Annotated in this window: 14 protein-coding genes and 1 tRNA gene; 7 read left to right on the top strand and 8 right to left on the bottom strand. The window is 73.6% G+C overall.

The annotated features are described in order from the left end of the window. The first annotated feature begins 3 nt into the window (after positions 1-3). On the top strand, positions 4-1,524 hold the full coding sequence (locus tag B6R96_RS19605; RefSeq protein ID WP_081523072.1) for a DoxX family protein: 1,521 nt from the start codon (positions 4-6) through the stop codon (positions 1,522-1,524). Positions 1,525-1,704: 180 nt separating this feature from the next. Here B6R96_RS19605 and B6R96_RS19610 read toward each other — a convergent pair whose 3' ends face one another. From B6R96_RS19610 to B6R96_RS19620, 3 genes are all read right to left on the bottom strand, one after another. Beyond that, positions 1,705-2,472 (bottom strand): nucleotidyltransferase family protein, encoded by a 768-nt coding sequence (locus B6R96_RS19610; protein ID WP_081523073.1) that lies wholly within the window; start codon positions 2,470-2,472, stop codon positions 1,705-1,707. 28 nt (positions 2,473-2,500) lie between these two features. Further along, positions 2,501-2,914 carry a hypothetical protein gene (locus tag B6R96_RS19615; RefSeq protein WP_030387294.1) on the bottom strand — a complete coding sequence of 138 codons (414 nt, stop codon included), beginning with the start codon at positions 2,912-2,914 and terminating at the stop codon, positions 2,501-2,503. Positions 2,915-3,137: 223 nt separating this feature from the next. Beyond that, entirely contained in the window at positions 3,138-4,226 is a 1,089-nt protein-coding gene (locus tag B6R96_RS19620; protein WP_030387295.1) for an ABC transporter ATP-binding protein, read from the bottom strand. A gap of 234 nt (positions 4,227-4,460) precedes the next feature. On the opposite strand from B6R96_RS19620, the gene B6R96_RS19625 reads away from it, so the two are divergent. Continuing rightward, positions 4,461-4,538: transfer RNA gene (locus B6R96_RS19625), tRNA-Thr, on the top strand. A 76-nt stretch (positions 4,539-4,614) separates the two neighbouring features. Here the strand turns inward: B6R96_RS19625 and B6R96_RS19630 are convergent. Further along, a complete protein-coding gene (locus tag B6R96_RS19630) occupies positions 4,615-6,000 on the bottom strand; it encodes an NAD(P)/FAD-dependent oxidoreductase (protein WP_081523074.1) in 1,386 nt (461 codons plus the stop codon). Positions 6,001-6,396: 396 nt separating this feature from the next. Between B6R96_RS19630 and B6R96_RS19635 the strand changes: the two genes are divergently transcribed. Together B6R96_RS19635 and B6R96_RS19640 are read left to right on the top strand one after the other, a co-directional pair. Next, complete coding sequence (locus B6R96_RS19635; protein WP_081523075.1) at positions 6,397-7,290, top strand: aminoglycoside phosphotransferase family protein; 894 nt, start codon at positions 6,397-6,399, stop codon at positions 7,288-7,290. Positions 7,291-7,299: 9 nt separating this feature from the next. Further along, on the top strand, positions 7,300-7,776 hold the full coding sequence (locus tag B6R96_RS19640) for a GNAT family N-acetyltransferase (protein ID WP_081523076.1): 477 nt from the start codon (positions 7,300-7,302) through the stop codon (positions 7,774-7,776). A gap of 6 nt (positions 7,777-7,782) precedes the next feature. Here the strand turns inward: B6R96_RS19640 and B6R96_RS19645 are convergent, their stop codons facing one another. After that, on the bottom strand, positions 7,783-8,775 hold the full coding sequence (locus B6R96_RS19645) for a zinc-binding dehydrogenase (protein ID WP_081525163.1): 993 nt from the start codon (positions 8,773-8,775) through the stop codon (positions 7,783-7,785). A 95-nt stretch (positions 8,776-8,870) separates the two neighbouring features. On the opposite strand from B6R96_RS19645, the gene B6R96_RS19650 reads away from it, so the two are divergent. Both B6R96_RS19650 and B6R96_RS19655 read left to right on the top strand, forming a co-directional pair. Beyond that, positions 8,871-9,563, top strand: coding sequence for a pentapeptide repeat-containing protein (locus tag B6R96_RS19650; protein ID WP_081523077.1), 693 nt, complete (start codon positions 8,871-8,873; stop codon positions 9,561-9,563). Positions 9,564-9,681: 118 nt separating this feature from the next. Next, on the top strand, positions 9,682-10,689 hold the full coding sequence (locus tag B6R96_RS19655) for a glycosyl hydrolase (protein ID WP_081523078.1): 1,008 nt from the start codon (positions 9,682-9,684) through the stop codon (positions 10,687-10,689). A gap of 58 nt (positions 10,690-10,747) precedes the next feature. Here B6R96_RS19655 and B6R96_RS19660 read toward each other — a convergent pair whose 3' ends face one another. The 3 genes from B6R96_RS19660 to B6R96_RS19670 are packed head-to-tail and all read right to left on the bottom strand — an operon-like array spanning position 10,748 to position 13,158. Next, entirely contained in the window at positions 10,748-11,251 is a 504-nt protein-coding gene (locus B6R96_RS19660; RefSeq protein WP_079405330.1) for a hypothetical protein, read from the bottom strand. Positions 11,252-11,296: 45 nt separating this feature from the next. Continuing rightward, positions 11,297-11,917, bottom strand: a complete 621-nt coding sequence (locus B6R96_RS19665) for a response regulator (protein WP_030387306.1) — start codon at positions 11,915-11,917, stop codon at positions 11,297-11,299. Beyond that, on the bottom strand, positions 11,914-13,158 hold the full coding sequence (locus tag B6R96_RS19670) for a sensor histidine kinase (protein ID WP_081523079.1): 1,245 nt from the start codon (positions 13,156-13,158) through the stop codon (positions 11,914-11,916). The genes B6R96_RS19665 and B6R96_RS19670 overlap by 4 nt, the downstream gene beginning before the upstream one ends. A gap of 275 nt (positions 13,159-13,433) precedes the next feature. Here B6R96_RS19670 and B6R96_RS19675 point away from each other — a divergent pair, with 275 nt between their 5' ends. After that, positions 13,434-13,991: a GlcG/HbpS family heme-binding protein gene (locus B6R96_RS19675; RefSeq protein WP_081523080.1), complete on the top strand. Its 558-nt coding sequence runs from the start codon at positions 13,434-13,436 to the stop codon at positions 13,989-13,991. Positions 13,992-14,014: the final 23 nt, after the last annotated feature.

Genomic DNA, 14,014 nt, shown 5'->3' on the forward strand with positions numbered 1-14,014 from the left:
TAGATGAGTGTGGACACCAGAACGTCAGGGTTCGACGACCAGCCCGCGCTGAGCATGGTCAAGGTGCCGTGCGATCCCGCACAGGTCATCGTCAACCACGCCAGCTTCCGCGTGCGGCTCGCACCGAGCCCGAGCGCGCGTTCCAAGCCCGCGAAGGCCCCCGGCCGCGCACCCGTCCTGGGTGGCGCCGCGGTGGCAGCCGCCGGGGCCACCCGCCGCCGGGCCCCCGTGGTCTGGAGCGGCAAGTCCGACGCCGGCGACGCCGCGGCCATGGGCGGACTGCTCCAGGCCGTCCGCGAGGCCGGCCGCGGGCACGACGAGTACGACGGCGGCGCCACCCAGGTCATCCCGCGCATCGACCTGGCCCACGACCTCGCCGAGGACACCGTCGCCACGCCGACCGTCATCGGCCAGCGCAGCTACGGGGACCCGGCCGAGACGCGCCCGCTGGCCGCCGTACGGGACCTGCCGTACCAGGAGCCGCCCGGCTCCGGGTCCGGCGCGGACTCCCGCCGGACCGGCCCCGACACGCGCGGGCAGGCCTCGTACTACCCGGGCCGCCGGATGAACCTCGGCGTCGTGCTGCTCCCGCTGCGCGTCTTCCTCGGCTTCATCTCCATCTACGCCGGCATGGGCAAGCTGTGCGACCCCGTCTACTTCGACGGCGGCGAGCGCGGCTCCATGGTCACCTGGCTGCACACGCTGACCCCCTGGGCGCTGGCCGAGCCGCTGCGCGACTTCGCGCTCGCGCACCCGGTGGGTGCCGGCCTGAGCGTGGCCTTCCTCCAGGTCATCGTGGGCGTGCTGACGGTGTTCGGCCTGTGGCAGCGGTTCGCCGCCTGCTTCGGGGCGCTGCTGTCCGCCGCGCTGCTGATGACGGTGAGCTGGAAGACCGTCCCGGCCTACGACGCGCCCGACATCATCTACCTCGCCGCGTGGAGCCCGCTGATCATCGCGGGCGCCCCGGTCTACTCCCTCGACGGCCGCCTCGCCGGCGAGGCCTGGCGGACCCTCGGGCCGCGCTCCGAGATCTGGCGGCTGCGGCGGCGCGTGCTGCGCCGCGGGGCCGTCATGGCCACCGTGGTCTGCGGGCTCACCCTGCTCGTCGGCTCGCTGCTCGGCGGGGCCGTCCGCTCCTCCACCGTGGTCACCGTGCCCGGGCCGGGCGAGGCCCCCAGCAACTACCTGCCGGGGCGCCCGCTGCCGCAGGAGCCGGCTCGGCAGAAGCCGGGTCAGCAGCAGCCCTCGCAGCCGCCCACCAAGGCGGCGTCGCCCTCGGCGAGCGCGACCGAGCCCGCCGCGAAGTCCGGGAAGACCGCGTCCGGCACCCCCTCCAAGGGGACCTCGGGGACGCGTTCCGAGTCGCCCACCGCGACGCGGGGCACCACCGGCAAGCAGACCCCGCGCAGCACCCCCCGGCAGTCCTCCTCGCCGCGGCAGCCGTCCTCCTCCTCGGGGAGCAGCACGGGCGGCGGGGCTCCGGCGGCGAAGCAGCCGGGCCTGATCGGCGGCCTCATCGGCTGACACCGGGTACGGAGGAAGCGGGGCCCGGCACGCACGAGCGTGCCGGGCCCCTTCGCGTGTGCCGGGGGCTCCCGGGGGCCGGGTGCTCCCGGGGGCGCGAAGCCGCGTACGGGCGGTGCGGGGGTGCGGGGGTGCGGGGGTGCGGGGGTGCGTGGTGCGGGTCGGGGAGGCGTAGGAGCCTCAGGGGCCCGTCTGGGCCGCCAACTCCCGTGCGGCCTCGGTGAGGTCCTTCGCCGTGTCGATCGCCCGCCAGTAGGCCCCCTGGGGCAGCGGGAAGCCCGCGAGCCGCCGCTCACGGGCCAGCCGCGGGAAGGTCGTGCGCTCGTGATCGCCCAAGTCCGGGAGCAGCGAGGCGAATTCGGCGCTGAAGACGTACACCCCGGCGTTGACGAGGTAGGGCGACGGCGGGGCCTCGATGAAGTCCAGTACGTGCCCGAACTCATTGGTCTCCACGACCCCCCACGGGATCCGCGGCCGGGCCAGCGCCAGGGTGGCCACCGCGTCCCGTTCGGCGTGGAAGGCGGCCATCTCGCGGAGCGAGAAGCGGGTCCACACGTCGCCGTTGGTCGCGTACCAGGACCGGTCGGGGTGCGGCAGCCGGCGCGCGGCGTACTTGAGGCCGCCGCCGCGGCCCAGCGGCTCCTCCTCGACCACCGTGGTCACCCGGAGCGGCAACCGGGCCCCGGCCAGCCACTCCTGGAGCACCTCGGCGAGGTGCCCGCAGGAGACCACGGCGTCCGTGACCCCCTCGGCGGCCAGCCAGGCCAGCTGGTGCCCGATGATCGGCACCCCCGTACCGGGGATCTCGACCATCGGCTTCGGACGGTCGTCCGTGTACGGGCGCAGCCGCGACCCCTGGCCGCCCGCCAGGACGACGGCCTGGGTGGGGGCGGCGGGGAACGCGGCTGCGGAGGGAACGGGAGGGTCGGATCGGTGGTCGTCGGTCATGGCGGCCAGCGTAGGGAGGTGGCGCGCCTCAGCCCATGGAGGCGACGCCGGAGGCGTACGAGGTGTCGCAGACGGGGCGGGCGAAGGACTGCGCCTTCGTCGGGCCGTACGCGTCGACGGCGGCCCGGCCCAGCGCCCGCGCGATCCCCACGCAGTGCTCGGCGAGCGAGGGCCGCTTGTTCACTTCCTGCTGGAGGTGGGTGAGGACGTCGTCCGGCCGGCCGCCCTGCTGCAGCTCGCCGACGAGCTGCTCGCGCAGCACCTCGTGCGCGGCGCGCGGCTTCGCGGGGACGGAGACGTCCTCGGCGGAGGCGGTCAGGACCTGGGAGGACGAAGTGTCCGCCCAAGGGACCATGGTGACCGCGAGGGTCCCGGACAGCACCAGGACGACGGGCAGGACCAGGGCGAGGGAACGGCCGATACGGCGGGCAGTGTGGGTCACGAGGGCGAGAGTAGCGCTCGGTGAAGATTTGGCGACATTTAGTCACTCTGTCGGGGGATGGTTCGACGTGGTTTTTCGAATTGGGGGTTGACGGCCGGGGCCGAATGGCCCGGTCTGCCGGGGTTCGGGCCGACGTGGGCGCCGGGCAGCGAACGCAACGAACGCCGGAGGGGCGCCCCTTGACGGGACGCCCCTCCAACCCTGCTGGACCCTGCGGGAGCTGCTACTTGGACAGCCGCTCGCCGGAGGAGGTCGAGAAGACGTGGATCTCGTCCGCGCGCGGCACCACGTGGAGGCTGGAGCCCTTCTCCGGGACCTGGCGGCCGCCCACGCGGACCACGAGGTCCTGCGAGCCCTCGCCGGTCGAGGTGGAGCCGTAGACGTAGCCGTCGGCGCCGAGTTCCTCGACGACGTTCACGACCATGGTCAGACCGCCCGTCTCGGCGACGTCGAAGTGCTCGGGGCGGACGCCGACCGTGACGGTGCGGTCGCCCGCGTCGGCAGCGGCGGACAGCGCCTCGCGCGACACCGGGACGACGCTGTCGCCGAACTTCACGCCGCCGTCGGTGATCGGGACCTCGACCAGGTTCATGGCCGGGGAGCCGATGAAGCCGGCGACGAAGAGGTTCGCGGGGCGGTCGTACATGTTGCGCGGGGTGTCGACCTGCTGGAGCAGCCCGTCCTTGAGCACGGCCACGCGGTCGCCCATGGTCATGGCCTCGACCTGGTCGTGGGTGACGTAGACGGTGGTGATGCCGAGGTCGCGCTGGAGCGCGGCGATCTGGGTGCGGGTGGAGACGCGGAGCTTGGCGTCGAGGTTCGACAGCGGCTCGTCCATGAGGAACACCTGCGGCTTGCGCACGATGGCGCGGCCCATGGCGACGCGCTGGCGCTGACCGCCCGAGAGCGCCTTCGGCTTCCGGTCGAGGTACTGGGTGAGGTCGAGCATCTTCGCCGCGTCCTCCACCTTCTTGCGGATGGTGGCCTTGTCCTCGCCGGCGATCTTGAGCGCGAAGCCCATGTTGTCGGCGACGGTCATGTGCGGGTACAGCGCGTAGTTCTGGAACACCATCGCGATGTCCCGGTCCTTGGGCGGCAGGTGCGTGACGTCGCGGTCACCGATGCGGATGGCGCCGCCGTTGACGTCCTCCAGGCCGGCGAGCATGCGCAGCGAGGTGGACTTGCCGCAGCCGGACGGGCCGACGAGGACGAGGAACTCGCCGTCGTGGATCTCCAGCTCCAGCTGGTCCACGGCGGGCTTGTCGCCACCGGGGTACAGCCGGGTCGCCTTGTCGAAAGTGACAGAAGCCATGGTGATGAATCCCTTCTACCGGCAGGAACGTGCCGGACGATCCGAGTGGAAGGTCTAGTCCAGTAATCGGACTTCCGCCCGACGCTACCTGGCGGAACGGCTTCTGTCAGTACCCGGGACGTGCGTCGGTGCTCACGCGGTGCTCACCCGGGCGCCTTCAATGCGATGGCCCGGCCAATCGCGCGCTGTGTAGAGTGATGGCGGCTTCGCGCGCAGTACACACGGGCCTGCCGTGCCTCCTTAGCTCAGTCCGGCCAGAGCAACGCACTTGTAATGCGTAGGTCGTCGGTTCGAATCCGACAGGGGGCCCCACCGGAACCCCGGCTCAGATCTCTGAGCCGGGGTTTTCGCGTTCCCGGGGGCGGTGGGGGCGGTGTGGGGGCCGGGGTCAGTGGCGGCCCGAGATGCGGTCGGCCAGGCGGGCCAGCGGGGTGGTCGTCGGGGTGTGGGCGGCGGCCTCGCGGCGGTCCGCCTCGCGGTAGGCGGCGTAGAGGGCCTGGACGCCGAGCCAGCGGAAGGGCTCCGGCTCCCAGCGGCGGACGCGGTGGTTGACCCAGGGGAGGGTGGTCAGCTCGGTGGCTTCGCCGAGGACCAGGTCGCGCAGGGTGCGGGCGGCGAGGTTGGCGGTGGCGACGCCCGAGCCGACGTAGCCGCCCGCCCAGCCCAGGCCCGAGGCGCGGTCCAGGGTGACGGTGGCGCACCAGTCGCGCGGCACGCCGAGCACGCCCGACCAGGCGTGGCTGATCTCCGTACCGGCGAGCTGCGGGAAGAAGGACGTCAGCAGGTCGGTCAGGGAGGAGACGGTGGCCGGCTGGGTACGGCCGTCGTTGTCGGTGCGGGAGCCGAAGCGGTACGGGACCCCGCGCCCGCCGATCGCGATCCGGTCGTCGGCGGTGCGCTGGGCGTACATGTAGGCGTGGGCCATGTCCCCGAGGAGCGTGCTGTCCGACCAGCCCAGCCGGGACCAGGTCTCGGGCGGGAGGGGGGCCGTCACGATCATCGAGGAGTTCATCGGGAGCCAGGAGCGCTTCTGGCCCTTGAGGGCGGCCGTGAAGCCCTCCGTGCAGCGCAGTACGTGGGCGGCGCGGACCGTGCCGTACGGGGTGACGGCGCGGCGCGGGGCGATCTCGGTGACCGGCGTGGACTCGTGGATGACCACCCCGAGGGCCTCGACGGCCGCGGCCAGGCCCTTGACCAGCTTCAGGGGGTGGATGCGGGCGCCGTGCGGGCTCCAGCTGGAGCCGACGGCGTCGGCGATGTCGATACGGGCGCGGGTGGCGGGGGCGTCGAGGAGTTCGCGGTCGCTCTCGCCGAAGTCGACCTCGTGGGCGTGGAAGGCCTTCAGCCGGGCGAGTTGGGCGGGGGTGCGGGCGACCTCGAGGACGCCGCCGCGGTGGATGTCGGCGTCGATGCCCTCCTTGGCGGCGATGCCGATGACCTCCGTGACGGTCTCGTTCATGGCGTGCTGGAGGCGGCGGGCGGCGTCGGGGCCGTGGAGGGCGGCGTACCGGTCGCGGCCGGCGATGCCGTTGTAGAGCCAGCCGCCGTTGCGGCCGGAGGCGCCGTAGCCGCAGAACTTCTGCTCCAGCACGGTGACCCGGAGGTCGGGGGCGGCGCTCTTCAGGTAATAGGCCGTCCACAGGCCGGTGTAGCCGCCGCCGATGATGACGACGTCGGCGGTGGCATCGCCGGTGAGGGGTGCGCGGGGTGGGGTGGGCGGCGTGCCGTTTCGCTCGGACGCGTACCAGAAGGAAATACCGCCGTTGATCGTCATGGGGGAGTTGGTACACCCCGTTTTGGAAGGGTGTCCAGGGACGGGGTGTCGTGCGTCGGGGCCGTACGGTGGGCCGGATGACGGGTGCGGGCGGGGCGGCGGGGCCGTACCCTGCCGGGTGCCCTGCGGGCGGCTCGGCGGTGGTGTGCCGGGCTCTGCCCGGACCCGCGCCTCAATCGCCGGCGAGGCTCAGTGGTGCGTGGTGTCGGCCTGTGCCGGTGCGTGGGGCCGAGCCGAGGAGACCCTCGTGCGGGGCACCGACCCTCTCGAGATCCGCCCAATCAAGCCTCGCCGGCGTTTGAGGCGCGGGGTCCGGGGCGGAGCCCCGTGCAACGGCGGGGCGGAGGCCCGGGCCGTACACCGCCGAGCACCCCCGTAGGGGAATAGCGTTGGGGGATGGTCGAGGTTCCGGACGGGTTGGTCGAGGCGCAGGTTCCGTACAACGGGGACGCCGGACGGGAGTTCATCGCCGGGTTGCCTGCTCGGGCCGCCCGGTTTCTGGAGGAGTGGGGGCTGCGTCGCGCCGGGCCCGCGATGCACGGGATGACGGCTCTGGTGCTGCCGGTGGTGCGGGCCGACGGGAGCGCGGCCGTGCTGAAGCTGGTGGCGGTGGACGAGGAGAGCGCGGGGGAGCCGGCCGCGCTGCGCGCGTGGGCCGGGCGGGGCAGCGTACGGCTGCTCGCGCACGACGCGGGTACGGGCACCCTGCTGCTGGAACGGCTGGACGAGGCCCGGGACCTGTCGGTGCTCGCGCGGAGCGACCCGCGGCGGGCGGTGGCAGTGGTCGGGGAGTTGCTGGCGCGGCTGACGGCGGTGCCGGCCCCGGCCGGGCTGCGGGGGCTCGGGGAGATGGCCGCGGGGATGCTGGAGGAGGTGCCGCAGGCGCTGGGGCGGTTGGGGCGGGAGCGGGACCGGCGGCTGCTGGCGGACTGCGCGGCGGCGGTGGCGGAGGTCGCCGGGGAGCCGGGGGACCGGCTGCTGCACTGGGACCTGCACTACGGCAACGTGCTGGCGGGCGGCCGGGAGCCGTGGCTGGCGATCGACCCGAAGCCGCTGGCGGGCGATCCGGGTTTCGAGCTGCTGCCGGCGATCGTCAACAACTTCCGTGCCGCGGACGTGCGGTGGCGGTTCGACCTGCTGACGGAGGCGGTCGGTCTGGACCGGGAACGGGCGCGGGCCTGGACGCTGGGCCGGGTGCTCCAGAACTGCCTGTGGGACGTGGCGGACGGGGAAGAGCACCTGGACGAGGACCAGTTGGCGGTCGCGGAGGTGCTGCGCGCCGCGTTCTAGGCTGCGGGCATGATCCGTAGCGCTGAAGTCACCGACGTCCCTGCCATCCGGGCGATGATCCGCGAGCTCGCGGAGTACGAGAAGGTGCCGCACGAGGCGCGGGCCACCGAGGAGCAGCTGCGGGAGGCGCTGTTCGGGGCGCGCCCGGCGGTGTTCGCGCACGTCGCGGAGACGGAGGAGGGGGAGGTCGTCGGCTTCGCGCTGTGGTTCCTGTCCTTCTCGACGTGGCGCGGGGTGCACGGGATCTACCTGGAGGACCTGTACGTACGCCCGGGCGTGCGCGGCGGCGGCCACGGCAAGGCGCTGCTGCGGGAGCTGGCGCGGACGTGCGTGGAGCAGGGCTACGAGCGGCTGGAGTGGTCGGTCCTGAAGTGGAACGCGCCGACGATCGCCTTCTACGAGGCCCTGGGCGCCCGCCCGCAGGAGGAGTGGGACGTGTACCGCCTGACGGACGGCGCGCTGAAGGAACTGGGCGGGGCGCAGTAGGGGGCTTCAGGGTTCCAGGACGACCTTGCCCGTTGTGGCGCGGGTTTCCAGGGCGTGGTGGGCGGCGGCGGCTTCCGCGAGGGGGTAGCGGGTGAGGGCCGGGCGGAGGCGGCCGGTGGCGGCTTCGGTGAGGGCGCGGGTTTCCAGGACGCGCAGGGGGTCGGGGGCGCCGACCTGCTCGAGCATCGCCGGGCCGAGGACGCTGCGGGTGGTGATGGAGCGGGCGGCGAGGTCGGCGCGTTCGGCGTCGGTGAGGTGGAGGGGGCCGCCGGACCAGCCGAAGACGAGGTGCCGGGCGCCGGGGGCGAGCAGGCCGAGGGCGGTGCGGGCGGTTTCGCCGCCGACGGAGTCGAAGAGGACGGTGGCGCCGCCGGGGTGGTGGGCGCGTACGGCGTCGGCCCAGCCGGGGTCGGTGTGGTCGAGGGCGAGGTGGGCGCCGTTGGCGGCGGCCCGGGCGGTTTTTGCGGGGCCGCCGGCGAGGGCGATGACGGTGGCGCCGGCGTTCACCGCGTACTGGACGAGCAGGGTGCCGATGCCGCCCGCGGCGGCGGGCACCAGGGCGACGGAGTCCGGGCCGAGGTCGGCGAACTGGAGGATCCCGAGGGTGGTGCGGCCGGTGCCGATCATGGCGACGGCCTCGGCGGGTTCCAGGCCGGGCGGTACGGGGTGCAGGCGGTCGGCGTCGGCGACGGCGTATTCGGCGTAGCCGCCGGGGGCGAAGCCGAGGTGGACGACGACGGGGCGGCCGAGCCAGGCGGGGTCGGTGCCGGGGCCGAGCGCGTCGACGGTGCCGGCGACCTCGCGGCCGGGGACGGTGGGCAGCTCGGGGAGTGGGGCGGGCGGGCCCTGGATGCCGCGCCGGAGGCTGGTGTCGAGGAGGTGGACACCGGCGGCGGCGACGGCGATACGGACCTGGCCGGGGGCGGGGACGGGGATGTCCGTGCGCTCGAGGGTGAGGTTCTCGGCGGGGCCGAAGGCGTGGAGGCGGATGGCTCGCATGGTGGGCATGACGACCACGGTGCGACCTCGAGTGGGGTTGAGGTCAAGGGCGGCCGTCGGCTGCTGTTGTCAGTGGGGTGGTTCACGATGGGGGGATGGTGCGCAAAGGGCAGCAGGGGCAGCAGGGGCAGCGGCAGACGGTGAAGGCGGCGCGGCGGCCGGAGCTGCGGCTGCCGGAGCTGACCGGGTGGGACGGGGGCGGGCTGGAGCCGGACGGGGACTACGACGGCGTGGAGTTCGCGGACCTCGACCTGGCGGGGCAGGAGGGGATCGGGGCCCGGTTCATGGACTGCGCGCTGCGGCGGTGTGCGCTGGACGAGGCGGGGCTGGCGAAGGCGCGGATCCTGGATTCGGTGCTGGAGCAGGTCAGGGGGGTGGGGACCGACCTGGCGGGTGCCTCGTTGCGGGACGTGGAGCTGGTGGACGCGCGGATGGGCGGCGTCCAGATGCACGGGGCGGTCCTGGAGCGGGTGGTGGTGCGCGGGGGCAAGATCGACTACCTGAACCTGCGGAAGGCGCGGCTCAAGGACGTGGTCTTCGAGGGGTGCGTGCTGGTGGAGCCGGACTTCGCGGGGGCGGTGCTGGAGCGGGTGGAGTTCCGGGACTGCGCGCTGCGGGGGGTGGACTTCAGCGGGGTCCGGATGGCGGATGTGGATCTGCGGGGGGTTGCCGTGCTGGAGATCGCGCGGGGGGTGGAGGCGCTGGGAGGTGCCGTGATCAGCCCGGGGCAGCTGTTCGAGCTGGCTCCGGCGTTCGCCGCCCAGTTGGGGGTGCGGGTGCTGGCGTAGCCCGGCCGGGTGCTGCGGCGAATGGCCGAGTATCCGGATCCCAGGACGGGCAGTTCACCGGGCGGGGTGCCTAACGTCGCAGGCAGACGTATCGGTGCACGAGGCCCGTGGAGGTGCCATGTCCCATCGGTTCCGCTGGCTGGCGGTTGCCTGCGCCGGTGCGCTCGCCGTCGCCCTGCTCCTCATCGGGAGCCTGCTCGGCACACCGCCGCCGCGGGACGGGTCCGGGGGCAGTGCGGGGACCGAGGGCGCCGAGGCCACCGAGGTCGCCGTGGGCGCGTACCTCCACTACGGCTCGCCCGGCGTCGAGCGGATGCAGGAACTCTCGCGCTGGCTCGGCGGCGCCGAGCTGCGCGCCGGGCACACGTACCTGCCCGGTGACACCTGGGCGAACATCGAGGGGGCGCCCGATTCCCTGCGTACCTGGGCACGGTGGCGCAACGAGAGGGCCGATCGGCTGTTCGTCCTGAACGTGCCCATGCAGGAGCGCAACGAGGCCGGTGTCCCCGACGGCCGGGTCGCCGAGCTGATCCGCTCCGGCGCGCAGGGGGCGAACGACCACCACTTCCGGCGGCTGGCCCGGCGGCTGGTCGACCTCGGGGTGCCGGACACGGTGATCGTGCTCGGCTGGGAGATGAACGGCTTCAACTACACCCACCGTTGCCGGCCCGACCCCGAGAACTGGAAGACGTACTGGCGGCGGATCGTGGCCGCCATGCGCACGGTGGAGGGGCAGCGGTTCCGGTTCGACTACGCCCCCAATCGCGGAAGTGACGCGATCGCCTGGACCAGCTGCTATCCGGGCGACGACGTGGTCGACGTCGTCGGGATGGATTCCTACGACCAGGAGCCCGGCCGTACCTTCGACGAGCAGGTCACCCAGCCCTACGGACTCCAGCAGCAGGTCGACTTCGCCAAGGCGCACGGCAAGCGGATCTCGTACCCCGAATGGGGGCTGTTCCGGCACGGCGACAATCCCGAGTACGTACGGGGCATGCTGGCCTGGTTCGCCGAGCACGGGCCGCTCTACCACAGCATCACCGACTACTGCCCGCACGGCGTGTGGCAGTGCGGGCAGAACCCGCGTTCCACGCAGGTGTTCCGGGAGTCCCTGTCCGCCGGGTGACCGGACCACCCCGGTCGGACCACCCCGGTGGGACCCCGGTCGGGCTACGCCGGTCGGGCTACGCGGGGACGCGCGGGAAGCGGGCCTGGAGGGTCCAGATGGCCGGGTTGTCGGCCAGGCCGTCGTGCATGTCGATCAGGTCCGCGATGAGGTCGTGCAGGAAGTCGCGGGCCTCGCGGCGCAGCAGGCGGTGGCTGAAGGTCAGCGGGGCCTCCTCGGCCGGCATCCAGTCGGCCTCGACGTCGACCCAGCCGAAGCGGCGTTCGAAGAGCATCCGGTCCGTGGACTCGGTGAAGTCGAGCTCGGCGTACTGCCGGTTGGCGGAGCGGTTCCCGCGGGGGTCCTTGTCGAGCTGTTCGACGATGTCGCACAGGGCCCAGGCGAAGTCGAGCACGGGCACCCATCCCCAGGCTGTGGACACTTCCCGGTCGGCGTTGGTGTCGGCGAGGTACACGTCCCCGCAGAACAGGTCGTGCCGCAGGGTGTGGACGTCCGCGGAGCGGTAGTCGGTCTGCGGGGGGTCGGGGAAGCGCCGGGAGAGGGAGTAGCCGATGTCGAGCACGTAGCTGATGGTGTCACGTGAGCCCGGGGCCGCTCACCTCCGGTGTCAGGGCAGCAGGCGCTGTTCCTTGGCCACCGAGACCGCGCCCGCGCGGGTGTCGACGCCGAGCTTGTCGTAGATGCGGCCCAGGTGGGTCTTGACCGTGGCCTCGCTGATGAACAGGGCGCGGGCGATGTCGCGGTTGCCCAGGCCCCGGGCCAGCTGGCCGAGGATGTCCAGTTCGCGGTCGGTCAGGGTGGGGCGGGTGCCGCGCATGTGGGCCATCACCCGGCTGGCCACCGGTGCGGACAGGGTGGTGCGGCCCTGGGCCGCGGAGTGAATGGCGGCGAAGAGCTCCTCGGGGCGTTCGGCCTTGAGGAGGTAGCCGGTGGCGCCCGCGCCGATCGCCCGGGTGATGTCCGCGTCCGTGTCGTACGTGGTGAGGACCAGGACGTGCGGGGGCCGGGGGAGCGCGGTGATGCGGCGGGTGGCCTCGACCCCGTCGATGCCCTCGCCCAGCTGGAGGTCCATCAGGACCACGTCGGGGCCGAGTTTCGCGGCGAGGGCGACCGCCTCCTCACCGCTGCCCGCCTCGCCGAGGACCTCGATGTCCGGCTCGCTGCCGAGCAGGGCCAGCAGCCCGGCGCGGACCACGACGTGGTCGTCGCACAGGAGGATCGTCGTCATGGGGCCGGCTCCAGGGGGATGGCCGCGGAGAGGACGGTGCCCTCGCCCGGCGTGGATTCGATCGTCAGGGTGCCGCCGAGCTGGCGGACGCGGGCCCGCATGGCCGGGAGTCCGTGCCCGCGTTCGGCGGCGTCGGTGCGGGGTGCGGTGAAGCCGTGGCCGTCGTCGGCGATGTCCAGGACGACCTGGTCGCCGAGGAAGCTCAGGGTGAGTGCGGCCGTACGGGCGCCCGAGTGCTCGCGGACGTTGGCCAGCGCGCCCTGGGCTATGCGCAGCAGGGCGGACTGGACGCGGTCGGGGAGCGGGGCCGGCGTGCCTTCGAGGTGGAAGCGGACCTGGATGTCCGGGCCGGCGTCCAGGGAGCGCAGCGCGTCGGCGAGGCCGGCGCCGCCGGCGAGCTCGGGCGGGGCCAGGTCGTGGACGAGCCGGCGGGCCTCGGAGAGGCCGTGTGCGGCGATGCCGGTGGCGGTACGGACGTGCGCGCGGGCGGTGGCCGGGTCGCTCTCCCAGGTGCGGTCCGCGGCCTGGAGCAGCATCTGCTGGCTGGAGAGGTTCTGGGCGAGGGTGTCGTGGATCTCCATGGACAGCCGCTGCCGCTCGGCGAGGGTGCCTTCGCGGCGCTCGGTGGCGGCCAGCTCCCGGCGGGTGCGGATCAGGTCGTCGATCAGCGTGCGCTGGGCCTGGGCCTGGCGTTCCATGTGCACGAAGACGGCGGTGGCGAGGGCGGCGACGGCGGGCGGGGCCAGCAGGAGGTTGGGGTCGAAGGACTTCGACAGCTTCAGCTGGGCGATCACCACGAAGACGGTCAGCAGGGCCACGAGTACGACGGCGGCGCGCGGGGGGAGGGTGCGCAGGGCGGTGAAGAACAGCGGTACGGCGCACCAGGCGAAGCTCGGCGCGAGGACGACCAGGACCACCCAGATGGTGACGACCAGGCCGAGCCACAGGAGCCGCCGGGCGGTGGGGGCGGCGCCGAGCGCGGGGCCGAGGACGTAGAGGAGGGCCAGGGTGATGCTGAGGGCGATGATCCACGGGGTGCGGGGTTCGCCGGGGTGGCGGAGCAGGAAGCGGACCACGGAGGCGCCGAGGAGGAGGAAGAAGGCGGTGTGGGCGACGGTCGCCAGCGTGCGGGTGTCGGCGCGCGGCGGTGCGGGTGCCGGTGCGGGTGCCGGTGCCGGTGCCGGTGGTGGCGGCGTCGGCGTTGGTGCGGGGTGCACGGGGTGCTCCTCGGTCGGGGGCATGGGTCCATTGTCGGCTGCGGCGCCGCTGCCGGGGCTCCGCCCCGGACCCCGCGCCTCAAACGCCGGCGGGCTGATGCTTCCGCCGCCGGAGGCGGGGCGCATCGGCCGATTGGATGACCCTTGGGTCAGCCGGTGCGGTGGGTGGGGCGAGCCGGTACGGGGACGGGGTGCGGGGGGTTTCGGGCCGAGGCTTGGAGCAGTGAAGGAGCCGGTCCGACCGGCCCGGACCCGACCGACTCGAAGCCGTCACCGCGGCACCGTTCTCAGGAGCAGAGATGAAGACCCGCACCCGCGTTCTCACCGGTACCGCCCTCGCCGTCGCCCTGGGCGCCGGCGCCTTCGGTGCCGTGAGCGCCAGCGCGACCCCCGCCGCCGAGACCGCCCAGGTCTCCGTGGCCGGGAAGAAGGACGGCCCGAGCGGCAAGAACTTCACCACGACCACGCACCTGACCGTCGACGCCGCGACCCGCGCCGCCCAGGCCGCACTGAAGGCCGCGGAGTCCGAGAACCAGAAGGTGACCGTCGCCGTCGTCGACCGCAACGGCAACACCATCGTCACCCTCCGCGGCGACGGCGCCGGCCCGCAGTCCTACGAGTCGGCCCAGCGCAAGGCCTTCACCGCCGTGTCCTGGAACGCCCCGACCTCGGTGCTCGTGGGCCGCCTCGCCCAGACCCCGAACCTGAAGGACATCCCCGGCACCCTCTTCCTCGGTGGCGGTACCCCGGTGCAGGCGGACGGCGCGCCCGTCGCGGGCGTCGGTGTGGCCGGCGCGCCGAGCGGTGACCTGGACGAGAAGTTCGCCAAGGCCGGCGTGGACGCGCTGAACAAGTAGCCCGGCCGGCCGCCCGGCCTAGG

This window comes from Streptomyces sp. Sge12, from assembly GCF_002080455.1.
In the GTDB taxonomy this organism is placed as follows: Bacteria; Actinomycetota; Actinomycetes; order Streptomycetales; family Streptomycetaceae; genus Streptomyces.